At 66.7% G+C, this 26,573-nt stretch carries 27 protein-coding genes; 15 read left to right on the top strand and 12 right to left on the bottom strand.

The window, feature by feature from the left end:
* Positions 1-67: 67 nt before the first annotated feature.
* The 10 genes from AWC31_RS16950 to AWC31_RS16905 all read left to right on the top strand — a co-directional run bounded on the left by AWC31_RS16950 (position 68) and on the right by AWC31_RS16905 (position 8,716).
* Positions 68-1,522, top strand: a complete 1,455-nt coding sequence (locus AWC31_RS16950; protein ID WP_085145266.1) for a phytoene desaturase family protein — start codon at positions 68-70, stop codon at positions 1,520-1,522.
* Between the two features lie 7 nt (positions 1,523-1,529).
* Positions 1,530-1,745: a hypervirulence associated TUDOR domain-containing protein gene (locus AWC31_RS16945; RefSeq protein ID WP_085145265.1), complete on the top strand. Its 216-nt coding sequence runs from the start codon at positions 1,530-1,532 to the stop codon at positions 1,743-1,745.
* Positions 1,742-2,167 (top strand): hypothetical protein, encoded by a 426-nt coding sequence (locus tag AWC31_RS16940; RefSeq protein ID WP_085145264.1) that lies wholly within the window; start codon positions 1,742-1,744, stop codon positions 2,165-2,167. Before AWC31_RS16945 ends, AWC31_RS16940 begins: the two co-directional genes overlap by 4 nt.
* Positions 2,168-2,285: 118 nt before the next feature.
* The gene (gene crtI, locus AWC31_RS16935; RefSeq protein ID WP_085145263.1) at positions 2,286-3,797 is read left to right on the top strand and encodes a phytoene desaturase family protein; all 1,512 of its coding nucleotides are present in this window, start codon (positions 2,286-2,288) and stop codon (positions 3,795-3,797) included.
* Entirely contained in the window at positions 3,794-4,738 is a 945-nt protein-coding gene (locus AWC31_RS16930) for a phytoene/squalene synthase family protein (protein ID WP_085145262.1), read from the top strand. Before crtI ends, AWC31_RS16930 begins: the two co-directional genes overlap by 4 nt.
* A 2-nt stretch (positions 4,739-4,740) precedes the next feature.
* Positions 4,741-5,088 carry a lycopene cyclase domain-containing protein gene (locus AWC31_RS16925; RefSeq protein WP_085145261.1) on the top strand — a complete coding sequence of 116 codons (348 nt, stop codon included), beginning with the start codon at positions 4,741-4,743 and terminating at the stop codon, positions 5,086-5,088.
* Positions 5,085-5,426 carry a lycopene cyclase domain-containing protein gene (locus AWC31_RS16920; protein ID WP_085145499.1) on the top strand — a complete coding sequence of 114 codons (342 nt, stop codon included), beginning with the start codon at positions 5,085-5,087 and terminating at the stop codon, positions 5,424-5,426. The genes AWC31_RS16925 and AWC31_RS16920 overlap by 4 nt, the downstream gene beginning before the upstream one ends.
* Entirely contained in the window at positions 5,410-6,117 is a 708-nt protein-coding gene (locus tag AWC31_RS16915) for a class I SAM-dependent methyltransferase (protein ID WP_085145260.1), read from the top strand. Before AWC31_RS16920 ends, AWC31_RS16915 begins: the two co-directional genes overlap by 17 nt.
* The gene (locus AWC31_RS16910; RefSeq protein ID WP_085145259.1) at positions 6,114-7,643 is read left to right on the top strand and encodes an FAD-dependent oxidoreductase; all 1,530 of its coding nucleotides are present in this window, start codon (positions 6,114-6,116) and stop codon (positions 7,641-7,643) included. The genes AWC31_RS16915 and AWC31_RS16910 overlap by 4 nt, the downstream gene beginning before the upstream one ends.
* Positions 7,640-8,716, top strand: coding sequence for a DUF5914 domain-containing protein (locus tag AWC31_RS16905; protein WP_085145258.1), 1,077 nt, complete (start codon positions 7,640-7,642; stop codon positions 8,714-8,716). Before AWC31_RS16910 ends, AWC31_RS16905 begins: the two co-directional genes overlap by 4 nt.
* Here AWC31_RS16905 and idi read toward each other — a convergent pair.
* Positions 8,649-9,197 (bottom strand): isopentenyl-diphosphate Delta-isomerase, encoded by a 549-nt coding sequence (gene idi, locus AWC31_RS16900; RefSeq protein WP_085145257.1) that lies wholly within the window; start codon positions 9,195-9,197, stop codon positions 8,649-8,651. The genes AWC31_RS16905 and idi overlap by 68 nt on opposite strands.
* A gap of 77 nt (positions 9,198-9,274) precedes the next feature.
* Here idi and wrbA point away from each other — a divergent pair, with 77 nt between their 5' ends.
* Positions 9,275-9,880: an NAD(P)H:quinone oxidoreductase gene (gene wrbA, locus AWC31_RS16895; RefSeq protein ID WP_085145256.1), complete on the top strand. Its 606-nt coding sequence runs from the start codon at positions 9,275-9,277 to the stop codon at positions 9,878-9,880.
* Positions 9,881-9,891: 11 nt separating this feature from the next.
* Here wrbA and AWC31_RS16890 read toward each other — a convergent pair whose 3' ends face one another.
* From AWC31_RS16890 to AWC31_RS16870, 5 genes are read right to left on the bottom strand one after another with little or no spacing between them, the layout of a single operon-like run.
* Positions 9,892-10,875 (bottom strand): ornithine cyclodeaminase family protein, encoded by a 984-nt coding sequence (locus tag AWC31_RS16890; RefSeq protein WP_085145255.1) that lies wholly within the window; start codon positions 10,873-10,875, stop codon positions 9,892-9,894.
* Positions 10,876-10,899: 24 nt separating this feature from the next.
* The gene (locus AWC31_RS16885) at positions 10,900-11,826 is read right to left on the bottom strand and encodes an ABC transporter permease (protein ID WP_085145254.1); all 927 of its coding nucleotides are present in this window, start codon (positions 11,824-11,826) and stop codon (positions 10,900-10,902) included.
* Positions 11,823-12,932 (bottom strand): ABC transporter permease, encoded by a 1,110-nt coding sequence (locus tag AWC31_RS16880; protein ID WP_085145253.1) that lies wholly within the window; start codon positions 12,930-12,932, stop codon positions 11,823-11,825. Before AWC31_RS16880 ends, AWC31_RS16885 begins: the two co-directional genes overlap by 4 nt.
* Positions 12,929-14,470, bottom strand: coding sequence for an ABC transporter ATP-binding protein (locus tag AWC31_RS16875; protein ID WP_085145252.1), 1,542 nt, complete (start codon positions 14,468-14,470; stop codon positions 12,929-12,931). The genes AWC31_RS16880 and AWC31_RS16875 overlap by 4 nt, the downstream gene beginning before the upstream one ends.
* Before the next feature lie 16 nt (positions 14,471-14,486).
* A complete protein-coding gene (locus AWC31_RS16870) occupies positions 14,487-15,482 on the bottom strand; it encodes a BMP family ABC transporter substrate-binding protein (protein ID WP_085145251.1) in 996 nt (331 codons plus the stop codon).
* 170 nt (positions 15,483-15,652) lie between these two features.
* On the opposite strand from AWC31_RS16870, the gene AWC31_RS16865 reads away from it, so the two are divergent.
* Positions 15,653-16,369: a GntR family transcriptional regulator gene (locus AWC31_RS16865; RefSeq protein ID WP_234816884.1), complete on the top strand. Its 717-nt coding sequence runs from the start codon at positions 15,653-15,655 to the stop codon at positions 16,367-16,369.
* A 72-nt stretch (positions 16,370-16,441) separates the two neighbouring features.
* On the opposite strand, the gene ilvC is transcribed toward AWC31_RS16865, so the two are convergent.
* The 3 genes from ilvC to AWC31_RS16850 are packed head-to-tail and all read right to left on the bottom strand — an operon-like array spanning position 16,442 to position 19,917.
* Positions 16,442-17,455: a ketol-acid reductoisomerase gene (ilvC, locus tag AWC31_RS16860; RefSeq protein ID WP_067854021.1), complete on the bottom strand. Its 1,014-nt coding sequence runs from the start codon at positions 17,453-17,455 to the stop codon at positions 16,442-16,444.
* A 41-nt stretch (positions 17,456-17,496) separates the two neighbouring features.
* Positions 17,497-18,009, bottom strand: a complete 513-nt coding sequence (ilvN, locus tag AWC31_RS16855) for an acetolactate synthase small subunit (protein ID WP_085145249.1) — start codon at positions 18,007-18,009, stop codon at positions 17,497-17,499.
* 33 nt (positions 18,010-18,042) lie between these two features.
* Positions 18,043-19,917: an acetolactate synthase large subunit gene (locus AWC31_RS16850; RefSeq protein ID WP_067854015.1), complete on the bottom strand. Its 1,875-nt coding sequence runs from the start codon at positions 19,915-19,917 to the stop codon at positions 18,043-18,045.
* A gap of 339 nt (positions 19,918-20,256) precedes the next feature.
* On the opposite strand from AWC31_RS16850, the gene AWC31_RS16845 reads away from it, so the two are divergent.
* Entirely contained in the window at positions 20,257-20,655 is a 399-nt protein-coding gene (locus AWC31_RS16845; RefSeq protein WP_110775115.1) for a PH domain-containing protein, read from the top strand.
* Between the two features lie 13 nt (positions 20,656-20,668).
* Here the strand turns inward: AWC31_RS16845 and AWC31_RS16840 are convergent, their stop codons facing one another.
* Positions 20,669-21,520, bottom strand: coding sequence for a DoxX family protein (locus AWC31_RS16840; RefSeq protein WP_067854009.1), 852 nt, complete (start codon positions 21,518-21,520; stop codon positions 20,669-20,671).
* Between the two features lie 135 nt (positions 21,521-21,655).
* Between AWC31_RS16840 and AWC31_RS16835 the strand changes: the two genes are divergently transcribed.
* Positions 21,656-22,777 carry a PQQ-dependent sugar dehydrogenase gene (locus tag AWC31_RS16835; protein ID WP_207626368.1) on the top strand — a complete coding sequence of 374 codons (1,122 nt, stop codon included), beginning with the start codon at positions 21,656-21,658 and terminating at the stop codon, positions 22,775-22,777.
* Positions 22,778-22,908: 131 nt separating this feature from the next.
* Positions 22,909-23,538, top strand: a complete 630-nt coding sequence (locus tag AWC31_RS16830; RefSeq protein ID WP_067854006.1) for a TetR/AcrR family transcriptional regulator — start codon at positions 22,909-22,911, stop codon at positions 23,536-23,538.
* A 6-nt stretch (positions 23,539-23,544) separates the two neighbouring features.
* Here AWC31_RS16830 and gatB read toward each other — a convergent pair whose 3' ends face one another.
* Positions 23,545-25,059, bottom strand: coding sequence for an Asp-tRNA(Asn)/Glu-tRNA(Gln) amidotransferase subunit GatB (gene gatB, locus AWC31_RS16825; protein WP_067854003.1), 1,515 nt, complete (start codon positions 25,057-25,059; stop codon positions 23,545-23,547).
* A 54-nt stretch (positions 25,060-25,113) separates the two neighbouring features.
* A complete protein-coding gene (locus AWC31_RS16820; RefSeq protein ID WP_085145248.1) occupies positions 25,114-26,457 on the bottom strand; it encodes an MFS transporter in 1,344 nt (447 codons plus the stop codon).
* Between the last annotated feature and the right edge of the window lie 116 nt (positions 26,458-26,573).

Here is a 26,573-nt window from a genome sequence, read left to right as displayed (position 1 = left end):
GATTTGCACCGGGACGCCCGCTACCGGAGATCCGTCACACCCGCCGCGCATGCGTTCTACTTGAGTTGTGGACGTCACAGTGGTCGGCAGCGGTCCCAACGGGTTGACGGCGGCGGTCATCTGCGCTCGGGCCGGATTGTCCGTGCGGGTCATCGAAGCCCAGTCGACACCGGGCGGCGGCGCCCGCACGCTGCCTGACCCCGAGTTTCCCGGGGTCAGCCATGACATCTGCTCGGCGGTGCACCCGCTGGCCTTGGCGTCGCCGTTCTTCGCGGCGTACGACCTGACCGCACGCGGGGTGCGGCTGTCGGTTCCGGAGATCTCCTACGCCAGCCCGCTGCCCGGCCGCCCCGCGGTCATCGGCTACCGCGACATCGACCGCACGTGCGAAGAACTCGAGGACGGGGACTCATGGCGGCGCCTGCTCGGCCCGCTCGCCGACGATTGCGACGGCGTGGTCGGGCTCCTGCTCGGCGACAAACGGTCGGTCCCGCCCTCACTCCCGGCGGCGCTGCGGGTCGCGCCCCGCCTCCTGGTCCAGGGCACCCCGTTGTGGCGGTCACTGAAAGGCGAAGACGCCCGCGCGTTGTTCAGTGGTGTTGCCGCGCATACGATCTCGCGGATGCCGTCGTTGGTCTCCTCGGGGGCCGGGCTCATGCTCGCCACCCTGGGCCACGCGGTCGGCTGGCCGATCCCGGTCGGCGGGTCACAGGCGATACCGGACGCGCTGATCGCCGACCTCAAGGCGCACGGCGGCGAACTGGTGCTCGAGCAGGAGGTCACCGAACCGCCGCCAGGCGTGGTCATCTACGACATCGCGCCGACGGCGCTGCTGTCGATATACGGCGATCGGATGCCGGATCGCTACGCGAAGTCGTTGCGGCGCTACACCTACGGGCCGGGCGTCGCCAAGGTCGATTTCGTGCTTTCCGGCGAAATCCCTTGGGAAGACCCGCGTCTGGCGCATGCTCCGACGCTGCATCTGGGCGGCAGCCGCGCACAGATGGCGCTGGCCGAGTCCGAGATCGCCGCGGGTCGCCACGCCGAATGGCCGATGGTGCTTGCCGCGCTCCCCCATACCGCCGACCCGGGGCGCATCGATTCGCAGGGCCGGCGGCCACTGTGGACCTACGTCCACGTACCCAACGGCTCGACGGCGGACATGGCCGAGACGGTGACGACGATCTTCGAGCGGTTCGCCCCGGGCTTTCGTGACGTCGTGGTCGCGGTACGCAGCGTGCCCGCGTCGAACATGACCGCACACAACGCGAACCTGGTGGGCGGCGATATCGGAGTCGGTGGCAACAACATGGTCAGTGCGCTGACCGGGCCGGCACTGCGAGTCAACCCGTGGTCCACGCCGATTCCCAAGGCGTATCTGTGTTCGTCGGCCACGCCGCCCGGCGGCGGGGTGCACGGCATGTCGGGCTTCTATGCCGCCCGCACGGTCTTGAAACGCGAATTCGGGATCGGGAATCTGCCGCATCTGGCGGCCGTGACCTCACCGGAAAAGTGGGTATAGCACCCGTGTGAGCGAAGGATTCCGGAAAGGCGACAAGGTGTCGTGGCAAAGCCATGGCGCCACGGTGCCCGGCACGGTGGTCGAGAAGATCACGACCGATACCAATACGGCCGGTCGTCAGGTCCGGGCGACTGCGGACGAGCCGCAGTACCGGGTGCGCAGCGACAAGACCGGCCGCGATGCGGTGCACAAACCCGACGCACTCAAGCGGCACTCGTCATGACCGCGCAGGAAGATGCCCACATCAGACCGTCCGGCGTGGACGACGCGACCGTCGAGGCCGTTGGTGTGGTGTCAGAGGCACTCGAACACGTCGAACGCGCGCGCGGTCATCTGTACTCGTTTCACCAAGTGATGGGCCATGCGGACCTGCTGCTCGGCGAAGCGTGCGACAAGTTGCGCGAAGCCGGACACGGAGAGATCGCCGATCGGTTGACCGAAGATCTCGTCGGCCGCAACGTGATCAACGGCCGTTGGACCTTTCAGGTGGTCGAGGAATTCGACGACGGGTACTGGTCGCGGTTCCGCGCGCATGAGAAGCGGGTTCGCGACGATCTGATGAACGGCAAACGCCATGTGTACGAGGCGGAGATGAAGGAGCGGCGACGGTCTCAGGACCGCGACGGGCACGAGGCAACACCGTAGCGCTCGATCGGGCCACGATTCGACGGTTCGACTTTGCGCAGGCGGGGTACATCGTCTGCGTGATGAGCACCGACCTGACGGCGTCGGCCGTCGCCAGCTGCGCCGACCGGGTCGCGTGATGCGGACCGTCGGGGGATCCACCGAGAAGGTGGTGGTCGTCGGCGCCGGGCTGGCCGGCCTTTCGGCCGCAATGCACCTGGCGGGCCGGGGCCGCATCGTGACGGTCGTCGAGCGCGGTACGCACCCCGGTGGTCGCGTGGGCCGCTGCGACGTCAACGGATACCGGATCGACACCGGGCCGACCGTGCTCACCATGCCCGACATTCTCGACGCGGCTTTCGACGCCGTCGGCGAATCCCTGTCGTCGAGAATGGAACTGCGTCCGGTCGAGCCGGCGTACCGCGCGGCGTTCGCCGACGGCAGCCGCATCGACGTGCACAGTAGCCCGGACGCGATGGCAGCCGAGATCGAGAGATTGACCGACCGCCGCCAGGCCGACGGCTACCTGGAACTGCGCCGGTGGCTGTCCCGGCTGTATCAGGTCGAATTCGACGGGTTCATCAACGCGAACTTCGACTCGCCGCTGTCGCTGGTCACACCGCAGCTCGCCCGGGTGATCGCCCTGGGCGGGTTCCGGCGCTGGGACACCGTGGTCAACAAATTCATCACCGACGAGCGCCTCAAGCGTCTGTTCACCTTCCAGGCGCTCTATGTCGGGGTTCCGCCGCAGCGCGCGCTGGCCGTATACGCGATCATCGCCTACATGGACACCGTTTCCGGCGTCCACTTTCCCATCGGCGGAGTCCGCGCACTGCCCGACGCGATGGCGGCGGCCGCCGCGGACGCCGGGGTCCAATTCCACTACGGCGCAACGGTATCGAACCTCGAACGGTCCGGTGGCCGGGTGCGCGCGGTCGTCACCGACACCGGTGAACGGTTCGAGGCCGACGCGGTGGTGTTGACCACCGAACTGCCCGACACCTACCGCCTGCTGGGCCGTACCCCGCGGCGGCCGACGCGGTTGCGCCCGGCCCCGTCGGCGGTTGTCGCACACGTCGGTTGCCGCGCGGTGACCGAGCAGCAGGCCGGACACCACAACATCTTGTTCGGATCCGCGTGGCAGCAGACGTTCGCCGACATCATCGACGACGGCCGGGTGATGGGCGATCCTTCGCTGCTGGTGACCCGCCCCACCGCAAGCGATCCCACGCTGGCACCGAGCGGGCGGGACCTGCTCTACGTCCTTGCACCCGCGCCGAACACCGCCGTGGGCACGATCGATTGGGCAGCGAAGCGTGCCGATTACGTGCAGCACATGCTCGATACGGTCCGCGAACGGCTGCCCGGCGTCGGCGAAGACCCCGAGCTGCTGCACGTCGTCGACCCAGCGGACTGGGAACGGCAAGGGATGGCCGCCGGGACACCGTTCGCGCTCGCACACACCTTCAGCCAGACCGGACCGTTCCGACCCGCCAACACCGTGCGCGGCATCGACAACGTGGTGTTGGCCGGATCGTCGACGATCCCAGGTGTTGGGGTGCCCACCGCCGTCATCTCCGGACGGCTGGCGGCCGACCGGGTGACCGGTGTTCCATTGTTGGACAAGCGAACTCGGGCGGTGGTGACGTGATTTCATCAGAACTGAACGCGGCGGGCGTGCGCGATCCCGAGTTGCGCGAGGCGTATGGACGTTGCCGGGCGATCAACGCCCAGCATGGCCGTACCTTCTTCCTGGCAACCCGGCTGCTGGCGCCCGATCAGCGACCCGCCGTGCACGCGTTGTATGGCTTCGCCAGGCATGCCGATGACATTCTCGACGACTTCGACGGCACGAGCACCGAGGATCGTGCGCGCAGGCTCGAGGATCTCGGGACCGACCTGTTCCAGCGTCTCGTCAAAAATGAGTGCTCGGGCGACGATCCAACCCTGGCCGCCGTGGTGCACGCAGCACGAAGCTACGGGATCGACTGGCACCTGTTCGATGACTTCCTGCGGTCCATGCGGATGGACCTGACGGTGACCGACTACGCCGACCGCGCCGCGCTGAACCGGTACATGTACGGATCGGCGGAGGTGATCGGTCTGCAGATGCTGCCGGTGCTCGGCACCGTGGGCCCCCGTGCGGAGGCCGCGCCGTATGCCGCCGGTCTCGGAAAGGCGTTCCAGCTCACCAACTTCCTGCGCGACATCGATGAGGACCTCGAACTCGGCCGGGTCTATCTTCCCGCCGATGAACTGTCGGCTTACGACGTCGATCGCGACGTGCTCGAGTGGTGTCACACCAATCGCCGCACCGATCAGCGGGTCCGGCGCGCGCTCGTCGAACAACACGCGATCACCCGCCGGGTGTACGCGTACGCCCAACGCGGAATCGGCATGCTCGAGCCACGGTCGCGGCCCTGCATCACTGCCGCGCTGACCCTCTACTCCGAAATACTCGACCGCATCGAGGCCATCGAGTTCGCGGTCTTCAGTCAGCGCGCCACCGTCGGAACCGGTCGCCGCCTGGCCGTTGCCACGAGCGGTCTGGCCGGCGCGTGGCGGGCGCGCCTGTTCGATCGGAGGCCGTGACAGTGGACCGCTGGCATTACCTGCTCGTACTCGGGGCGTGTCTGCTGATCACCCTTCCGCTGGAGTTCCTCGGCACCGGTGTCTACCGACGACCGGCGCGCACAGCACGCGCCGTGCTGCCCGTGGCCGCGGTGTTCGTGGTCTGGGATGCGCTCGCGATCGGTGCCGACGTGTGGACCTACAATCCGCGCTACATCAGCGGCATACACCTCTTCGGCGTGATGCCCCTGGAGGAGCTGCTGTTCTTCATCGTGATCCCGCTGTGCGGGCTCCTCACGTTCACCGCGGTTGACAATCTGCTGCACAAGGGGCTGCGGCTGTGGTCGCAGCGCCGCGAGGTGCGGACGTGAGCGGGCTCGGGTACACATTGCCCGCGGTGATCGCCGTTGGCGTGGTCATCGCGTTGGAGCTCAAGGTGTTTCGCACCGGCATCTTCCGCACGGCGACCTACTGGATCTCGATGGCGATCGTCCTGGCCTTCCAGATTCCCGTTGACGGCTGGTTGACGAAACTCAGCGCTCCGATCGTCCTCTACGACGACCGGCACACCACGGGCATCCGCTTCCCGTGGGACATCCCGGTGGAGGATTTTCTGTTCGGCTGGGCGATGGTGACCGCCGTCCTGATTCTCTGGCAGTACCAACGCAAGCGGTACGCGAAGGAGGCCGACCGTGAACATTCGTCATGACGTGCCCGCGGCCTTCGATGCGGGCGCGGCGGCCTATGACGGGCTGGTGCACGCCAATCCCGGCTATCACGACCATCTGCGCCTCTCGGCGCGACGAATGGCGTTGCCGGACGGCGGCCGCGGCATGCGCCTACTCGACGCCGGTTGCGGCACCGGCGCTTCGACCGCCGCCCTGCTCGCCGCGGCGCCGCACGCCGAGATCGTCGCCGTCGACGGGTCGGCGGGCATGCTGGCGCAGGCGCGCGCCAAGAACTGGCCCAAATCGGTGTCCTTCATCCAGTCCTACGTCGAGCAGTTGGCCGCGAACGGCGTCCACGGACCGTTCGACGGCATCTTCGCGGCATACCTGGTGCGTAATCTCGCCGACCCGGACACCGTGCTTCGCACATTCCGGGATTTGTTGAGGCCCGGCTCGACACTTGCCGTGCATGAATACTCGGTGCGAGACTCCCGATCGGCCAGGATGATGTGGAACCTCGTCAGCACCGCGATCATCATCCCGATGGGACGGATCCGCACCGGCGACGCCGCGCTGTACCGCTACCTGCGCGACAGCGTGAACAACTTCGACGGGGTGTCGCGATTCCTGAAGAGGTTGCACGACAACGGATTTGCCAACACCCGCAGCGCGACCGTGTCAGGCTGGCAGCGCGGCGTGGTTCACACCTTCCTCGCGGAGTCGCCGCGATGACCGACAGCCGGCGTGTCACCCATCCCGCACCGCCCGGCGCGTCACACGCGGACGCCCTGACGGCCCGGCCCCGCGTCGTCGTGGTCGGGGCGGGTATCGCCGGGCTCGCCGCCGCCACCGGCCTCGCCGAGCGGGGTATCGACGTCACGGTCGTCGAACGCGAACCGTATCTCGGAGGTCGCGTCGCGGGCTGGAACGAGCCACTCCGCGACGGTTCCGAGGCGGCGATGAACCGTGGTTTTCACGCCTTCTTCCGCCAGTATTACAACCTGCGCGCATTGCTTCGACGGGTCGACGACGACCTCTCCATGCTCGTACCCGTCGAGGACTACCCGCTGGTCGATGCGCAGGGCAGGCAAGACACCTTCCGTGGGCTGCCAACCGTGCCGCCGTTGAATGCGTTGGCGTTCGCGCTGCGCAGCCCCACCTTTCGGCTGCGCGACCTCGTCCGGCTCAACGCCCGCGCCGCCGCACCGTTGGCCGATGTGTCGGTGCCCGCGACCTACGATCGCCTCGATCACCGCAACGCCGAAGAGTTCTTGTGCGACATAAACTTTCCAGAGGCGGCGCGCCACCTCGCCTTCGAGGTGTTCTCGCGCAGCTTCTTCGCCAAGCCCGCCGAGCTGTCGGCCGCCGAACTCGCGACGATGTTCCACATCTACTTCCTCGGTTCGAGTGAGGGCCTGGTGTTCGATGTGGCGAACGCCAATTTCGACGTCGCCCTGTGGAAGCCGTTGCAGGCCTACCTTGAGTCGCTCGGCGTGGAGTTCCGCACGGGAGCATCGGTGGCAGCGGTCGATCCGGCAGGCCGGGTAACCGTGGAAACCGCAGGCGTCACCGCCGAGGTGGCGGCCGACGCAGTCGTACTCGCGACCGACGTGACCGGGCTTCAGCGCATCGTCGGGGCGTCGCCCGCGCTGGGCGACAGCGCATGGCGCGCGTCGATCGAAAAGCTCGGTACCGCACCGCCGTTCGTCGTCCACCGGTTGTGGTTGAACCGCCCCGTGCGCAACGACCGTCCTGCCTTCCTCGGCACCGGTGGCCGGCCGCCACTCGACAACATCAGCGTGCTGGGCCGCTACGAGCACGAGGCCGCCGAGTGGTGCCGCCGCACTGGCGGTTCGGTACTCGAACTGCACGCGTACGCGGCGGATAGCGGCGACAAGGGGCTGCGCGAACGCCTGCTGGGCCGCCTCCACGAGATCTATCCGGAGACCGCTTCGGCCGCCGTCGTCGACGAGCGGGTGCTGTACCGGCAGGACTGCCCGCGATTCGCCCCGGGCGACTTCGCGTCGAGGCCGACGATCACCACCCCGCACGCGAATGTGGTTCTTGCCGGCGACGGCATTCGCATCGACCTTCCCGTCGCGCTCATGGAGCGCGCCGCCACCACCGGATGGGCGGCGGCGAACGCGATCCTGGCGCCGTTCGGTGTGCGGGGCCACGAGTTGCACACCGTGCCCGGCGAGGGCCGGTCCGCGGTGCTGCGTCGACTTGCCGGACAACGGAGGAGTCTTTCCGCATGACGACTGTCAGGGATCTGCGCTCGCGGCTGGCGAAAGCCTGGCCGTTCGAGGTGCTTCCACGACTGCAGTGGGCCGCCCAGCGGCCCACCCATGCCGACGCGTCGCCGGCCGTCATCCAAGCCGCACTCGCTCGTTCGCAACGCCGACCGAGCGGTAACTGGTACGTGTTCGGCGCCAGTACGGACGTGACGCGAAAGCCGTTCGGCACCAACGTCGCCGGAACGGAATTGGTGGCGTGGCGCGACGACGACGAGACGCTGCACGTCGGTCCGGCCGAATGCCCGCATCTCGGTGCCGATCTGTCGACCGGACGAGTCGAATGCGGCACACTGATCTGCCCGTGGCACGGCCTGCGCCTGACCGGCCGCCGCCAAGCCGGGTGGAAGCCCTATCCGAGCTTCGACGACGGTGTGCTGGTGTGGGTCCGGCTCGACCACGCCGGGGGCGAAGCGCCCACCGACGAGCCCGTGATCGTGCATCGGCCGGACAAGCCGACCGTAGCGGCCGTCGCACGTCTCACGGGTACGTGCGAGCCCGCCGACGTCATCGCGAACCGGCTCGACCCGTGGCACGGATCGTGGTTTCACCCATACTCGTTCACCAAGCTCGACGTTCTGCACTCGTCGCCGGCGGCCGGGGACCTGCCCGACGAACACGATCGTCTGACGGTGGCCGTCACCTTCCGGATGGGCAGGCTCGGCGTGCCGGTGATCGCCGAGTTCGTCAGTCCCGAGCCACGCACGATCCTGATGCGCATCAGCGACGGCGAGGGCCGGGGCAGCGTCGTCGAAACCCACGCCACTCCCCTGGGTTTGGGTCCCGACGGGCTGCCCCGCACCGCTGTCATCGAAGCGGTCATCGCGCATTCCGACCGCAACGGGTTCCGTTACGCGACGCGCGCCGCACCGATGCTCGCGCCGTTCATGCGTTACACGGCAGCGCGGCTGTGGCGCGATGACCTCGCCTACGCCGAGCGGTTGTTCGAGATCCGTCGGCGCCGCACGCTCAGCTCACCTGGTCGACAAGGCCTGCCCGCTCAAGCAACGGAACCTGTTCGGCCGCCCACGGGCTGATCGCCCACGCCAGGGCGGCCGCCGTGCGCAGGTCCTGCCAGGACACCCAGCGCATGTCCATGGTCTCGTCCGCCGCGGGCGCGACGGTTCCGTCGACCCGCGCCCAGAACACCGGGCAGATCTCGTTTTCCACGGTGCCGTCGGGCGCGACAGCGCGATACCGGAAGTCGGGCAGAACGCACGTGGGCGAATCGATCGCCACGCCGAGTTCCTGGCGGGCGCGCCGGGCCACGGCATGCGACAGCTCTTCGTCCGGCGCGGGATGCCCGCAGAACGAGTTCGTCCACACGCCCGGCCACGTGCGCTTGCCCAAGGCGCGACGGGTGAGCAGAACCCGCCCGTCGTCATCGAAGAGGTAGCAGGAGAAGCCGAGATGTAATGGGGTGTCGCGGTGATGGACCGTGGCTTTCTGCGCGCACCCGATCGCGGCTCCTTCTTCGTCCAGCAGGACCACCAGCTCGTCCGTTGTAGAAACCGCCATCTCCCCTGGTTACCCCGCAGACGACCGATCGATGCATCAACCCGCTCGAAAGCACGGGGTCTTCCTACACTGAACCGGTGACCAAACTCGCAGTCATCTATTACTCGGCCACCGGCCACGGCACCAACATGGCGAAGCGCATCGCCCGCACAGCGGAATCAGCCGGTGCCGAAGTACGGTTGCGCCACATCGCCGAAACGTTGGCTCCCGAGACGTTCGCCCAGAATCCGGCCTGGACCGCCAATTACGAAGCCACCAAAGACGACCCGGCCGCCACCGGCGACGACATCGTGTGGGCCGACGCGGTGATCTTCGGGTCCCCCACCCGATTCGGTTCGCCGACAGCGCAGTTCCGCGCGTTCATCGACTCACTCGGCGGCTTGTGGGCACGAGGGAAGCTGGCCGACAAGGTCTACGCGGCGTTCACGTCAACCCAGACCGCCCATGGTGGCCAGGAGTCCACGCTGCTCAACCTGTATGTGTCGCTGATGCACTTCGGGGGAATCATCGTGCCGCCCGGCTACACCGACCCCGTCAAATTCAACGACGGCAATCCCTACGGGGTCGGGTTGGTGGCCAACCGCGAGAACATCGCGGAGTTCGACGACACCACCAACGACGCGCTCGACCACCTCGCGCGTCGGGTGGTCGCTATCACCGGCCGATTGGGCGGTCACAAGTAACCGATCCGGTCTCACGCGCTCATGTCCACGCGCATTCCGACGCCGCGTTCGACGGCGGTATCGACGAGGGATCGGGCGGTGACAAGATCCTGCAGGCCGATACCCACCGAGTTGAACAACGTGATGTCGTCCTCGCCGGCGCGCCCCAACGCAGGATCGACGATGACGTCGCCGAGTTCGGTTGCGACATCGGCCTCGGTGAGGTGGCCTTCGCTGATCGCCAGCAGCACGTCCCCCGACTTGGCCAACGCGGTGGGTCTGCTGTCGACTATGAGCCTCGCGACGGCCATACCGGCACCGTCGATTTCGCGGTGGTCGGCGCGCGGTGGTGCGCCGACGGCGTTGACGTGCAAACCGGGAAGAAACCAGCCGCCTTTGACGATCGGATCGCGGGACGGCGTGAGCGTGCACACGATGTCGGCTGCCGAGACCACATGGCTGACTGTCTCGGCGGGTTCGACGACAAGGTCGAGGTCTGCGATGCGGTGGCAGAACTCGTCGACTGTCGCCCTGCTGCGGGACCACACGAGCACCTTTTCGATCGGCCGGATCCGGGCGATCGCGCGGGCATGCTCGACCGCGAGGGTGCCTGCGCCGACCAGGCCGAGCGAAGTGCTCGATGTCCGCGACAGGTGGGCGGTGGCGACCGCGCTGGCCGCCGCGGTGCGGATCGCAGTGATGAGCCTGCCGTCGAGGACGGCTTCGCATTCCCCGGTCGATGCCGACATCAGCAGAATCGTCGAGCGCTGGGTGGGCAATCCGGCCGCCCGGTTGGACGGCATGTCCGAGAGCATCTTCACAGCACTTGCCTGCTGGCGGCCCGCCGCCGCGACCATCGGCAGCACGGCTGCTCCGTGCCCCACGGGCAGTACCGGCGGTGCGGGGTTTGTGGCGATGCCGGTCGACAGGTCCGCGTGGGCTCGCTCGACCACGTCGTAGACCACGGACCGGTCGATGAGTGCCGCGACGTCGGAGTGCGTGAGCACGATGGTCATTGGACTGTTGCCTCTCGGATTGGGTCAGACACGGCCGACGTAGGGAACTGTCAAGCACGACGGCGCCTTGCGACCGCCGACGAAACCGCTGATCGCGACGATCGCGATGACGTAGGGCAGCATCACCAACACGGCGTACGGTATGTGCACGCCTACCGCGGGCAACGCGAACTGCAGCGCCCTGGCCACGCCGAAGAACAGGGCTGCCCAGAGGATTCCGATGACCCGCCAGTGGCCGGCGATCACCGCGACCACGGCGAGATAACCCATGCCCGCGGTCATGTTCTCGCTGAACGCACGGACCTCGGACAATGCCAGCTGCGCTCCGGCCAGGCCCCCGGCACCCGAGGCGACGAGCACGCCGACCACGCGGATCCGGTTGACCGGCAGGCCCGTCCAGCCCGCCGATACCGCGTCCTCCCCCACCGCGTCGATGCGCATGCCCGTCATGGTGCGGTTGGAGAACAGCACGGTCAGCGCGACAATCGCAGCGACACAGAAGTATCCGAGCAACGTTTGGCCGAACAGTGCGGGGCCGATCACGGGCAGATCGCTCAACACGGGGATGTGCACGTCGCTGAATGCGGGTACGTCGTGCCCTTTTCCGTCGCCCAGCAGAGTCCTGGCCCCGAATGCGGTCAGCCCCAGCGCCAGCGCGTTGGCCGCGATGCCGACGACGATCTGGTCGGCACGAAACCGGACACTCCACAACGCCTGGGCGAGTCCGAAGATCAGCCCGGCCACGATGCCTGCGATCGCGCCGAGTATCGCCGAGCCGGTGCTGACCGCCGCGAGCACGCCGGCGAATGCACCCGTCAGCATCATCCCCTCCATGCTCAGATTGAGCACACCGGCGCGTTCGCTGATCGACTCACCGGCCGCGGCAAGCAACAGCGGTATCGCGAATGCCACTCCGCTGGAGAGTATTTCGGTGATCATCGAAGTGTTCATGCCGGCACCTCCTCGGTACGCGGCATTGCGGGTTCAACGCGGGTGTGACGGGGTGCGGAGCGCGCCGTGGTCGTCCACCACGCAGCACCGGCGATGAGGATGATGAGTACGGCCTGTACGACGGTCATGGTCGACGCGGGCACCCCGGCGGCAAGCTGGAGATTGATACCGCCGGCGACGAGAAATCCGAACAGCAACGAGACCGCCGCGACAGCCGCCATGGACCCACGTGCCAGCAGTCCGACGACAAGCCCGCTGAAACCGAACCCTGACGAGAACCCCTCGGCGAGGATGAACGGCGCTGTGGCCACCAACAGACCACCGGCCAAACCGGAGAATCCACCAGCGGTGGTCAGCCCGAGAAATGCCGTGCGGTCCACGGGCACGCCGAGCCGCAGCGACGCGCCACCGGACAGGCCAACCGCCCGAATGCGAAGCCCGACCGCGCTGTGCCGCAGCGTGATTGCCACGGTGGCCACCAGTATCACGGCGAGCACGATCGCGATGGTCGCCGGGTTCTTGGGCAGGCCCAGTAGCGGCAGATGCGTGGACAGCGCCAGCGGCTCCGATTGCGGAAGGGTTTCGGATGAAGTCATCGGTTGCCGCAGCAGTTGCGGCTCTTGAACCATCAGGACCACCAATGCCAGGCCGACGAAGTTGAGCAGCAGTGTCGTGATGATCTCGCTCGTCCCCCGCCGGATCCGCAACCAGGCGGGGATCGCGGCCCAGCCTGCGCCCGCGAGTACCGCGGCCCCAAGGGCGAGCGTCAATCCGATGGGCAGCGGCATGTCATCGGACAACGAGACACCGACCGCTGTTGCCGCGATTCCGCCGAGGCAGAGTTGGCCTTCGCCACCGACGTTGACCAGACCGGCCCGGTAGGCGATGGTGAAACCCGCCGCTACCAGCATCAGGACAGCGGCGTTGTTCAGCGACGTCCCGATCGCGAACGGCGATCCCAGCGTGCCTTCGGCCAGCGCGGCGATGACGTCGAACGGGTTGGCTCCCGCAGCTGCCGAGAGAGCAAGCCCGACGAGCGCGGAGGCAATGAGAGCAGCGACTGCCACCACCAGCGGATGGCGGGGATTGAGGGCCATCACGGTCATGCTGACACTCCCATCATGAGAACACCGATATCCCTTGTTGCGGTTGGTGAATCGGCTTTCACCGAGCCGTGTAGGGACCCGCGGTAGGCCACGACGATCCGGTCGCACACCGCGAGGAGTTCGTCGATCTCGGTTGAGGTGATCAGTACTGCGGCGCCGTCGTCGGCAGCAGTACGGAGGCGGTCCAGGACGAATGCGACGGCGCCCGCGTCGAGCCCGCGGGTCGGCTGGGCAGCGACGACGACGCGAAGCCCGTCGGTCGACAGTTCCCGCGCGAGCACAACTTTCTGCTGGTTACCGCCCGACAGTGAGCGCAGTTGCGCGTCCGGGCCCGACGCTCTTATCGAGTAGTCGGCGATGGCAGCGGAAGCGTCTGCACGCATCCGCGTCCGGTCGAGCAGACCCCATCTCCGGTACTTCGAGAGCCGGGGCATGGCGATGTTCTCGGCGATGGTGAGTTCGCCGATGATTCCTTCGGCGTGCCGGTCCTCGGGTATCACCGCCATCCCCGATTGGGTTCGGCGGGCCGGCGGGGCAGCCGAGAGGTCCTCGCCGTCGACGAGCACCTGCCCACTGTCGGGCTTGAGCGAACCCGACAGCACGGCAGTCAATTCGGATTGACCGTTGCCATCGACCCCTGCGATTCCGACGATCTCACCGCGCTCGACTGTCAGGTTGAGGTTCGCCAGTGCGGCACTGCCGTCGGGACGGTCGAGGTTGAGCCCGCGAACCGAAAGACCCCCGCCCGCACCGGCGGTGATGGTCCTCGCTCGCGGGGTGGGTTGCAGATGTGCCGAATCGCCGAGCATGAGCTCCGTCAAAGTCGACAGCGACACCTGGGAGAGCCGACCGCCGCCGACCACGGCACCCGCGCGCAAGACCGTGGCCTCATCGGCGGCGCGTGCCACTTCACCGAGTTTGTGAGTGATGAGCACAACCGACTTATCATCGGCGGTCAGTGCCGCGCACGTGTCGATGAGTGCATCGATCTCGGCGGGATCGAGTACCGCAGTCGGCTCGTCGAGCAGGATCAACCGAGGGTCGCGCAACAAGGCTTTGACGATCTCGACCCGCTGCCGTGCGCCGACTGTCAGCTCGCCGACGACGGCCTTCTCGTCGACACGCAGCCCGTATTTGTCGGAGATTCGGCTGAGATCGGCCGACAATCGACCTCGGGGCGGGCGGAATCCGTCACGGCCGAGAAGCAGATTGTCGGCCACCGTCATCGTCGGAATCAGCGAAAAGTGCTGGTGCACCATGGCGACGCCGGCCGAAAGCGCCTCAGCCGGATTACGCGGCCGATAGTCTGCGCCGGCGAGTGTCATGTTGCCCGAGTCGGGCGACACCGTGCCGTAGATGCTGTTGCACAGTGTCGATTTGCCCGCGCCGTTCTCACCGAGGATGCAGTGCACGGAGCTCGGTTCGACGGTGAGCGTGACACCGTCGAGTGCCCGTACCGGGCCGAATGATTTCCCGATACCGGTCATGGTGAGCATCGGGGTGGTACCTGGTGCCGTCGTCTCTGCGGCGGTGGTCATCGGAGCACACCTGCCGTCAGTAGGGTTTTGCCGAGCCGGAGACGATGGCCGTCTTCGCGTCGGAAACCGCGGTGGCAACGGCGGGTTCGTCCGTGCACACGATGTAGTCGGTGCCGCCCTTGTCGGAGGTGAGCCCGAAGGGAACCTGTTCGGCCTTCCACGTGCCGTCGAGTACCGAGGACACGGCATATTCGATCTCGGTGCCGATGTCGGTGCGGACGAAGCCGGTGTAGGTGGAGTTCGCGCAGTCCCCGGGGATCGGGCCGCCACTCATCCGGTTCCCAGACTCCTTGGCCGCCTGCTCCATGCCCTGCTTGCCGAGATTGACGATCTGGCTGAGCACGTCGGCACCGGCAGCATATGCAGTCGCGGCGGCCTGCTTGGCTTTGGCCGGATCGTTGAAGTCACCGACGTACTGTGGCGCAAGCACTTTGACGTCCGGCCGCGCGAACTTCGCCCCGTTGCCGAACGCGTTTGCGGCGTTCACGATCGCGGGCAGCTCAACGCCTCCGACGAATCCGACGGTTCCTTTCTTCGACGATGCGGCAGCCGCCGCGCCGGACACGAACTCGGCCTCGGCCTGCTGGGGGTCGTAGTAGGCGAGGTTGGGCATCGGCTCGGCATCCGAAGGACCGCCGATCTCGACGAACTTGACGTCGGGGAACTGAGGAGCGACCTTGCGGACGTCCGCGTCGGTCTGCCCGCCCACCGAGATCACCAGGTCGTTCTGGGATGCGAAGCGCTGCAATGCCTGCTGATAGTCAGCGGCCGCGACCTGTTCGACGTAGCTGGCGTCGACACGATCACCGTACTTCTCCTGTACGCGCTGGAAACCCAGAAAGCCCGACTGCATGAAACCGGTGTCGTTGATCGAGCCCGGCAGGAAAACTCCGACGGACAATGCCTCGTCGTTGCCTGAGCCGGAATCCGGTGCGCCGCAAGCGGCCGCACTCAGCGCGAGCAGACTTGCCGCCGCGACAGCCAGAACTCTGGGTGGTTTGGTGACCTTCATGGAACTTCTCCTACGTTCAGGGCCTACCGATATAGCGGTATACCGTTACGAGAAGTGTGCGGGCGAGCCATTTCCCCGAAATTGCGGCCGCGTTAGCTTCGCGTTACTGGTATACCGCTAACTCGGACGCGGCTATGCTGAAAACAGCCGTAGAGAGAAAGGGCCGATGGGTGACTGTCGCAGCGACCGAGGCGAGCCGGAAACCTTTGCGCGAGCGGGCCTATGACGAACTCCGTGCGCGCATCGTGGGATTGGAGCTGGCCCCGGGGACTCGGCTGATCGAGCGTGACCTTGCCGACGAGCTCGCGGTATCCCGGATTCCGTTGCGTGAGGCACTGCAGCGCCTTCAGCAGGACGGGTTGGTGGTGACGGTGCCACACCAGGGCACCATCGTCTCGCCGTTCACCGCCGACGACGTGCGCGACCTCTTCGACGTCCGGGAGAGCCTCGAGGTGCTGGCCGCCCGGTTGGCGGCCGAACGCGCGGACCAGCACGGGCTCGACAAGCTCGCCGTACAGCTGGATATCGCGCGCCGGGCCACCAAGCGAAAGGACAAGTCGGCGATCGCGGCCGCCAACGCCCGGTTCCACGGCGTCATCGTCGAACTCGCCGCCAATCCCCTGCTCGAGACGATGTTGCGCCCGCTCGAGGCACGCACGCAGTGGCTCTTTCACCTCACCAAGGACCGCGACCCGGGGGTGCAGTGTCGCGAGCACGAAGAACTGTTGGCGGCAATCGCCGATCATGACCCCGATCGGGCGGCCGCGTCGGCGTTCCACCACGTGCACTCGGGCCGTGCCGACAGTCTGGCCATGGCGGCCACATGGTCGAGCCCCGACCTCGACCCCGTGCAGCTCACAAGGAGCCGGCGCCGAGAGAGCTCCTGAAACGCGAAAGGCCAGTTATCGCACGCTGTTTCGAGCTTGGCGTGCAATAACTGGCCAGTCGGCGTAAGAGGATCAGGCCGTTTCGGTGATCGGCCGGTCGACCCAGCTCATCAGATCGCGCAGCTTCTTGCCGGTGACCTCGATCGGGTGCTCGGCGTTCTTCTTGCGCAGGTCCTCGAGTTCCTTGTTGCCGCCCTCGACGTTGGCGACCAGGCGCTTGACGAACGTGCCGTCCTGGATGTCCTTGAGGATGTCGCGCATGCGCTCCTTGGTACCGGCGTCGATGACGCGCGGACCCGACAGGTAGCCGCCGAACTCCGCGGTGTCGGACACCGAGTAGTTCATCCGGGCGATGCCACCCTCGTACATCAGGTCGACGATGAGCTTGAGCTCGTGCAGCACCTCGAAGTAGGCCATCTCCGGGGCGTAGCCCGCCTCGACCATGACCTCGAAACCGGTCTTGACCAGTTCCTCGGTGCCACCGCACAGGACGGCCTGCTCACCGAACAGGTCGGTCTCGGTCTCTTCCTTGAACGTCGTCTTGATGACGCCTGCGCGCGCGCCACCGATCGCCGCGGCGTACGACAGCGCCAGGGCCTGCCCCTCGCCCTTGGGATCCTGGTCGATGGCGATCAGGCACGGCACGCCCTTGCCGTCGACGAACTGACGGCGCACCAGGTGGCCGGGGCCCTTGGGGGCCACCATGCCGACGGTGACGTTGGCCGGCGCCTTGATCAGGCCGAAGTGGATGTTGAGGCCGTGGCCGAAGAACAGCGCATTGCCGTCCTCCAGGTTGGGCTCGATGTCGTTCTTGAAGATCTCGGCCTGCGCGGTGTCGGGCGCGAGCAGCATGATCACATCGGCCCACTTGGCGACCTCGGCCGGAGTGTCGACCTCCAGGCCCTGCTCGGCGACCTTCTCGCGGGACTTCGACCCCTCTTTGAGACCGACCTTCACCTGGACGCCCGAGTCGCGCAGCGAAAGCGAATGCGCGTGCCCCTGGCTGCCATAGCCGATGACGGCGACCTTGCGGCCCTGGATGATCGACAGGTCCGCGTCGTCGTCGTAGAACATCTCAACTGCCATTGCGTGAATTTCCTTCTTTCTAGCTATACAGCCATTTGACGCTACTTCACGGTGCCGATGCCGCGCGGACCGCGGGACACCGACACCACACCGGACTGCGCGAGCTCCCGGATGCCGTAGGGCTCCAGGACCCTCAGCAGCGCTTCGAGCTTCTCCGGCGTGCCCGTTGCCTCGACCGTCAGCGACTCGGTCGAAACATCAACGACTTTGGCGCGGAACAGGTTCACCGCTTCGATGACCTGCCCCCGGGTCCCCGCGTCGGCGCGCACCTTGATCAGCGCGAGTTCGCGGGCAACCGAGTTGTCTTCCTCTTGCTCGACGATCTTGATCACGTTGATCAGCTTGTTGAGCTGCTTGGTGATCTGCTCCAACGGCGATTCCTCGACGCTGACCACGATCGTCATGCGCGACATGTCCTTCTGCTCGGTCGCGCCGACCGCCAGGGACTGGATGTTGTAGCCGCGCCGCGAGAACAGTGATGCGACGCGGGCCAGGACACCGGGCTTGTCCTCGACGAGCACCGACAACGTGTGCGTGGGGGTTGCGTTGCTCATGTCAGGACTCTCTCTTCTTCGCGCGAGCGCTCATCAGGCGTGCCCCTCGCCATCTTCATCGTCGAACAGCGGCCGGATGTCGCGGGCCGCCATGATCTCGTCGTTGCTGGTGCCCGCCGCGACCATCGGCCACACCTGGGCGTCGGCACCCACGATGAAGTCGATCACCACCGGGCGGTCGTTGATGGCACGAGCCTGGTTGATCACGTCCTCGACGTCTTCGGCTCGCTCGCAACGCAATCCGACGCAACCGAGGGCCTCGGCGAGCTTGACGAAGTCCGGGATCCGCCGCGAGTGCGTGGCCAGATCGGTTTGGCTGTAACGCTCGTCGTAGAACAGCGTCTGCCATTGCCGCACCATGCCAAGGTTGCCGTTGTTGATCAGGGCAACCTTGATGGGTGCGCCCTCGACGGCGCACGTGGCCAGTTCCTGATTGGTCATCTGGAAGCAGCCGTCGCCGTCGATCGCCCAGACCTCGGCCTCGGGCCGCGCGAACTTCGCGCCCATGGCCGCCGGCACGGCGAAGCCCATGGTGCCAAGGCCGCCCGAGTTGAGCCAGGTCTTCGGGTTCTCGTAGGAGATGAACTGCGCGGCCCACATCTGGTGCTGACCCACACCGGCGACGTAGACGGCCTCCGGACCGGCGATCTGGCCCAGCTTCTCGATCACGTACTCCGGCGACAGGCTGCCGTCGCTCTGCGGACCGTAGCTGAGTGGGTAGGTCGCCTTGATGCCCGACAGGTACTCCCACCAGGTGTCGAGCTTCAGTGTGTCGGCGTTGATCCCGGTCTTGCGCAGGGAATCGATCAGGTCCGAGATGACGGCCTTGACATCGCCCACGATCGGCACGTCGGCATGGCGGTTCTTGCCGATCTCGGCGGGATCGATGTCGGCATGGATCACCTTGGCGCCGGGCGCGAAGGAGTCGAGTTTGCCGGTCACGCGGTCGTCGAACCGCGTGCCCAAAGCGATCAGCAGGTCGCTGCGCTGCAGCGCGGCCACGGCGGCGACCGTGCCGTGCATCCCGGGCATGCCGAGATTCTGCGGATGGCTGTCCGGGAAGGCGCCGCGCGCCATCAACGTGGTCACCACCGGGATGCCGGTCAGTTCGGCCAGGTCCAGCAGCTCTGCGCTGGCCTCGCCGCGGATCACGCCGCCACCGACGTAGAGCACCGGCTTGCGGGCCTGTTCGATGAGCTTGGCGGCCTCGCGGATCTGGCGGTTGTGCGGCTTGGTGTTCGGCTTGTAACCGGGCAGATCGATCCGCGGCGGCCAACTGAACGTGCACTGGCCCTGCAGGATGTCCTTCGGGATGTCGACGAGAACCGCGCCCGGCCTGCCGCTGCGGGCGATGTGGAACGCCTCGGCGAGCACCTGCGGGATGTCGTCACCGTCGCGAACCAGGAAGTTGTGCTTGGTGATCGGCATGGTGATGCCGGAGATGTCGGCTTCCTGGAAGGCGTCGGTGCCGATCAGCCCGCGACCGACCTGCCCGGTGATCGCCACGACCGGGATCGAGTCCATCTGCGCGTCGGCCAGCGGGGTCACCAGATTGGTGGCACCGGGCCCCGAGGTCGCCATCATGACGCCGACCTTGCCGGTGGCGTGGGCGTATCCGCTCGCGGCGTGGCCCGCGCCCTGTTCGTGGCGCACCAACACGTGCCGCAGTTTCTGCGAGTCGAACAGCGGGTCGTAGACCGGCAGGACGGCACCGCCGGGGATGCCGAAGATGACGTCGACGCCGAGTTCTTCCAGCGACCGGATGACGGCTTGCGCCCCGGTGAGCTGCTGCGGTGCGACCCGCTTGGGCTCGGCCTGGTCGGAACCTGCTGGGGACTTGGCTGCGGCGGCGCCGTTCGCCGGCGCAGTGGCCGGCCGTTGCGGCGGTCGCGTTGTCGGTGCGCTCACTGTGTCCTCTTTTGTCCTCTTCGCGGAATTTTCGATGGTTGTAATGATGGCTGGCGCGCTGTGGGCAACAAAAAACCCCCGTCAGCAGGCTGCTGTACGAGGGTGGCGCGTCGATGCTGTTGGCTATGCCCGGCAGAGGGCCAGCGCGGCATCAACGCGCCAACCAATTACTACGAGCAATCCCGGGGTCTGCATAATCGTTGACGGTAGCTGCCGTACTGGTCACTGGTCAAATTCCCGGCACCGCCGGGGCGGTCAAATTCCCGGCACCGTCGGGGCGGTCAAATTCACCCAGGCCGGCGGGGCGGGCTGCAGAAGCGTCAGCCGACCAGTGCAAAGATGGACAACGTGAGTGCACGATCCGCCACCGCCCCCGTCGTCATCCGGATATCCCCCATGGCGCACTTTGCGGTCGGATTTTTCGCACTCGGCCTGTTGGCACTGGTGTTCACCGAGCCCGAGTGGTTCGCGCCGTCGCTGGTCATCCCGATCGCGCTCTCTGTTGCGATCGTTCGCTATCGCACGGTGGCCGACGCGGACACCGTGACCGCGCGGTCGCTGCTCGGCAGTGAGACGGTGCCATGGAGCGATATCGAGGGTCTGCGGTTCGACCGGGCGTCATGGGCGATCGCCCATCGGACGAACGGATCGGACCTGCGGTTACCCGGCGTCACGTTCGCCACGCTCCCGCTGCTGGCCGAGGTCAGCGGCGGGCGGGTGCCGAACCCGTACGCCTGAACTACCGAAGGCGTCAGCCCAGCGGGTTGCCGCCGTTGAGCAGCACCCAGATGCCGATGCCTGCACCGATTCCGAGCAGCAGCGCCACGAACGAACCGACGAAGGGGCGCCGCGCCCAACCGCGCCCGGCGTCGAATCCGTAGCGTCCCGGGCCGGTCAGGATGATCGCGGCCGTCGCGACGACCACGATGAGTCGGTACTCGTGTCCGTCGGTGAGGAACTCGGAAAGTCTGGCTTGCTCGTGGGCGGCCATCGCCTCGGCCAGCACCCCGTTGATCAGATAGGCCAGGGCACCGGCCGCGGCGACCGGCGTGAACAGGCCCAAGATCAGCAGCACGCCTGCCGCGATCTGCCCGCCCGTCGCCACATAGGTCACGATGTCGGCGTACTTGAAACCCATCTCGTCGAGCGAGGTGTTGAACCCGTCGAGTCCTGGACCGCCCCACCACCCGAACGCCTTCTGCAGGCCGTGCAGGAGAAGCAGTCCGCCGACCGCGAGTCGCAGGATCAGCAGGCCGAGGTCCTGCGTTCCGCGCCGTCCGGCGGCTCGGACGCGGTCGTCGATGACCTCGTCAGGTTCGATCTCGGTCGGCTCGGCCGCGAACGGCCCGAGCGGGGCCCGGCCGCCGGGCTGGATGTATGGCAGCGGCTCGGGATCGCCCACCATGCTGAATGCCGGTTGGTCCGGGGTTTTGGCCGAGTCGTAGCGCGGTATCGCGGTGGTCTCGAAGTCGCCGCCGTACGTCGACGACGGCAGGTCGTCTTCGGGGTCGACCAGGCTCGCCGCAGCGGGCCTGGCGGAATCGTTTGGCCCTGAATGATCAGGTCTCTGCCAAGCTAGCGGGTCTTGTGAGTGACTGGTCACGCTGCCAGGGTAAGTGCAAGTTCGTCGGTATCCGGGTATTTACCGCGGCGCTTCCGCCTGGTATTGGACGGCTACCGCCACGGCACCGAGTCCCAGCGTGGCGCGCACCGCTGGGCAATCCGTAATCTGGCGAACATGAAATCGCGCCGGCGGATGACGAGGGTGGCCGCCATTCTGTGCGCCGCGATGCTGGTCGGGGTGGGATGCGCCCGGTTCGACGCCGCGCAGTCCGAGCCGTTCACCACCGAACCCGAGATGCAGCCGGGGCCGACGTCGACACCGCCGCCCCCGCCGCCGCTGCCCGCCAAGCCGTTCCCCAAGGAATGCCCGGCCCCCGGCGTCATGCAGGGCTGCCTGGACAGCACGAGCGGTTTGATCATGGGGCCCGACAGCCAGTCCGCGCTGGTCGCCGAGCGGCTGACGGGTGCGGTGAAAGAGGTTTCGGTGCGCGCCGAACCGAAGGTCAAGACCGTGATCCCGGTCGATCCATCGGGTGACGGCGGGTTGATGGACATCGTGCTGTCACCGACCTACTCACAGGACCGGCTGATGTACGCCTACGTCAGCACCCCCACCGACAACCGCGTGGTCCGCATCGCCGACGGCGACGTGCCCAAACCGATTCTGACCGGGATTCCGAAGGGCGCGACCGGCAACACCGGCTCACTGATCTTCACGAGCCCCACGACGCTGTTGGTGCAGACCGGCGATGCGGGCAATCCGGCACAGGCAGGCGATCCCGCCTCGATGGCGGGCAAGGTGTTGCGCATCGAGCAGCCCACCACGGTCAATCAGGCACCGATCACCACCGCGCTGAGCGGCATGGGAGCCGGTGGCGGTATGTGCATCGATCCCTCCGACGGGTCGCTCTACATCACCGACCGCACGCCGACCGCCGACCGTCTGCAGCGAATGACCAAGGATTCGAAGGTGACGACGGTCTGGACGTGGCCGGACCGTCCCGGCGTCGCCGGCTGCGCAGCGCTCGACGGCACCGTTCTGGTCAACCTCGTCAACACCAAGAAAACCGTCGCGGTGCGCCTGGCGCCCGACACCGGTGCGGTGACGGGTGATCCCGAGGTGCTGCGCGAAAACGTGCGCGGGCATGCCTGGGCATTGCAGCTGTCTCCCGACGGCAACGTCTGGGGCGCGACGGTGAACCGCACGGCCGGCGATGCCGAGAAACTCGACGACGTCGTGTTCCCGCTCTTCCCGCAGGGCGGCGGCTTCCCGCGCACCAACGCCGACAAGACCTGATACACAACACATTTCAGCTCACCGCGGTGGCCCGCGCGCGACCGGCCGCGCCGGACGCGTCGTGACAGGTTGGATGCAGAGTGTCACGATCGTCCCGCGGGCCGAAATTGACATGACGTACTATTACCCGGGTGCCTGACCGCCAACGCCGCAGATATGCGCCGCGGCTACCGCGTGAGCAACGGCGCCAGCAACTGCTCGATGCGGCGTTGACAGTCCTCGACGATTGCCCCTTGCACGAGTTGAGCATGGAGGCGGTCGCCGAGGCGGCCGGCGTCGGCAAACCAGTCCTGTACACCGCTTTTCGGACGAGGGCCGAGCTCGTCACGGCGCTGCTGACCCGCGAGCACCGGCACGGAATCGAGCAGGTACGCGCCGCGTTACCCGAGGATCTGTCGATAGCCGGACCCACCGGCGCCTACACCGCGACGGTTTCGGCGTTCCTTCGGTCGGTTCTGGAGAACCCGACCCGGTGGCGGTTGATCCTGACGGTTCCCGACAACGCGCCGCGTGACTACCGCGCCGCCGTGCGTAATGCCCGCTCCCGGGTCATCGCCCAGGCCGAGGAATTCGCGAAAGCCGGTTCAGCGCTCGATCCGCGGCTGGCCGAGCTTGATCCCGTGCTGCTCGGCCACACCATGCTGTCGTTCGCCGAGATGCTCGGCCGGCTCGCCGTCAACGACCCGGAGCGCTACCCGCGCGAGCGGCTCGAGCAGTACGCCGTCGTCGCGATGACGATGTTCGCCGGCCAGAGCCGCTGACCGGCGTTACCCGCCCTGGCCGCAGGCGGCCAACACCAATTCACGGACCCGCGCGGCGTCGGCCGAACCCTTGGTGGCTTTCATGACCGCGCCGACGATCGCACCGGCCGCCTGGACCTTGCCGCCCCGAATCTTCTCGGCCACATCGGGATTGGCCGCAAGCGCCTCGTCGACGGCGGCCTGGATCACCGAATCGTCGCGCACGAGCGCCAAGCCCCGATCGGTCATCACCTGCTCGGGCTCACCCTCGCCGGCCAGTACACCTTCGACGACCTGGCGGGCCAGCTTGTTCGACAGCTTGCCCTCGTCGACGAGCTTGACCACCGCCGCCACCTGAGCCGGCGTGATCGCCAGCGCCTCGAGCTCAACGCCCGCCTCGTTGGCCTTCTGCACCAGGAAGTTGCCCCACCACGCGCGGGCCTGCTCGCTGGAGGCACCGTGGGCGACGGTCGCCGCGACGAGGTCGATGGCACCGTTGTTGACCAGGTCGCGCATCACCTCGTCGGAGATACCCCACTCGTCCTGAATCCGCTTGCGCGACAACCAGGGAAGCTCAGGGATCGTCTCACGCAGCTGCTCGACGAGTTCGGCGCTGGGTGCGACGGGCTCAAGGTCGGGCTCGGGGAAGTACCGGTAGTCCTGGGCGGTCTCTTTGCTCCGGCCGGGCGAGGTGTAGCCGTCCTCGTGGAAGTGCCGCGTCTCCTGCGTGACCTTGCCGCCGGCATCGAGAACCGCTGCCTGACGGCGCATCTCGTACCGGACAGCGACCTCGACGCTGCGCAGCGAGTTGACGTTCTTTGTCTCGGTGCGGGTGCCGAACTCTGCCGCGCCGACCGGCTTGAGCGAGAGGTTGGAATCGCAACGCATCGAACCCTGATCCATGCGGACGTCGGACACTCCCAACGCGCGCAAGAGATCCCGCAACGCGGTCACGTAGGCGCGGGCGATCTCGGGCGCCCGCGCGCCCGTCCCCTCGATGGGCTTGGTGACGATCTCGATGAGCGGCACACCGGCGCGGTTGTAGTCCGCGAGCGATGTCGTCGCGCCGGCGATGCGGCCGGTGTCGCTGCCGAGGTGGGTCAGCTTGCCGGTGTCCTCTTCCATGTGGGCGCGTTCGATCTCGACGCGCCACGTGGTGCCGTCGTCGAGCGGGACGTCGAGGTATCCGTTGATCGCGATGGGCTCGTCGTACTGCGAGATCTGATAATTCTTGGGCTGGTCCGGATAGAAGTAGTTCTTGCGGGCGAACCGGCCCCACGGCGCGATCTGGCAGTTCAGCGCCAGGCCGATCCGGATCGCCGACTCCACGGCCGCCTGATTGAGCACCGGCAACGATCCCGGCAGACCGAGGCACACCGGGCAGACGAGCGTGTTGGGCTCGGCGCCGAACCTGTTGGCACAACCGCAGAACATCTTGGTGGCCGTCGACAGCTCGACATGCACCTCCATGCCCATCACGGGTTCGTAGCGCGCGATCACATCGTCGTAGTCAACGAGTTCAGCGGTGGAGGCAACGGTCATGACCGTGATTTTAGTGTCCCCTGCTCGGCCGGTTCTGAGCAGCCAACGGCCTGCCTACAACGCTTCGGCCGATTCAGCTTGCGGATGCCCGGTCGGCGTTGCCGCCTCGACATCGACGATGTCGTCCCGGTAGGACTCGCGTGCGCCATATATCGCGACGAACGACACCAAGCCGCCGATGACGATGTAGACGGAGAGCGGCCAGCTCGAACCGGCCCAGGCGAACAGCGCAGCCGCGATGAACGGCACCGGCGCGCTCCATGTCATGCTGCCGAATTGGTAACCGATCGCCGATCCGCTGTATCGCAGACGCGTCTCGAACAGCTCGGATATGAAGCTTGCCATCGGCGCATACGTCATCGAATGAATCACCGGAACCGCAATGATCATCGCGATCACCGCAGCGCCGAAGTACCCCGTGTCGAGCAACCAGAAGAATGGGAACGCCATCGCAATCGCGATCAGGCAACCGGCCAACATCACCGGCCTTCTGCCGAGCCGGTCGGCGAAGACAGCCGCGATGGGCAGCGTCACGATCTGAACCAGGGCCGCGATCATGACGGCGACGAGCATCTCACCGCGCGACAAACCTTGTTTGGCGCCGTAGCTCAACGCGAATACCGTCGCCATGTAGAACACGACACTGTTGGCGGCCATCGCGAAGATCGCCGTGATGATCCCGCGATGGGCTTTGGTGACCACCTCGACTGCGGGATAACGCGCTTCGCGGCGCTCCTCTTGAACAGCGCGGAACGCAGGCGATTCCGATATCCGGATTCGAATGTAAAGGCCGATCAACAACAGAACGGCACTCGCCAGGAACGGAATGCGCCAGCCCCACGCCAGCATCGCATCCTCCGGCAGTAGTTCGACGAGAAAGAAAGCCACGGCGGCGAGCACCAACCCCGCGGGAACACCACACAGCGGCCAACTCCCGTAGAAAGCGCGCCGCCCTTTCGGCGCATGCTCGACGGCCATGAGCACTGCACCACTCCACTCACCACCGATCGCCAGCCCTTGGAGCAGCCGCGTGCCGACGAGTAGGACCGGCGCCCATATCCCGATCTGCGCGTACGTCGGCAGCAGGCCCACCGTCGCGGTCCCGACGCCCATCAGGACCAAGCTGGTGACCAACATGGTTTTGCGCCCAAGCCGGTCGCCGAAATGACCGAATACCACCCCGCCCAGCGGCCGCACCACAAATGCGACACCGAAAGCTGCGAATGAGGCCAATGTGCCGGAGAGGGGATCCAGCGAGGGAAAGAACAAATGGTTGAACACCAGTGCCGATGCGGTACTGAAGATGAACATGTCGAAGAACTCGATCAACGTACCGATGAAGCTCGCAAAGGCGACCTTCGGAACTGACACCGTTTGACCGGGTGTGGCATCGACCATGGGTGACACCTTTCTATGGGGCGACAGTGCCCTGGGTTGGATTGTGACGCAACAGTAGGTCAACAAGCCAATGTGTTCAAGGTCCAACTTTTAATTGATGGACACTTCAACGACTG

Origin of the sequence: Mycolicibacterium wolinskyi (assembly GCF_002101965.1) — a bacterium.
In the GTDB taxonomy this organism is placed as follows: Bacteria; Actinomycetota; Actinomycetes; order Mycobacteriales; family Mycobacteriaceae; genus Mycobacterium; species Mycobacterium wolinskyi.
The sequence above is the reverse complement of the archived record's forward strand: the minus strand, read 5'-3'. Positions and strand labels throughout refer to the sequence as shown.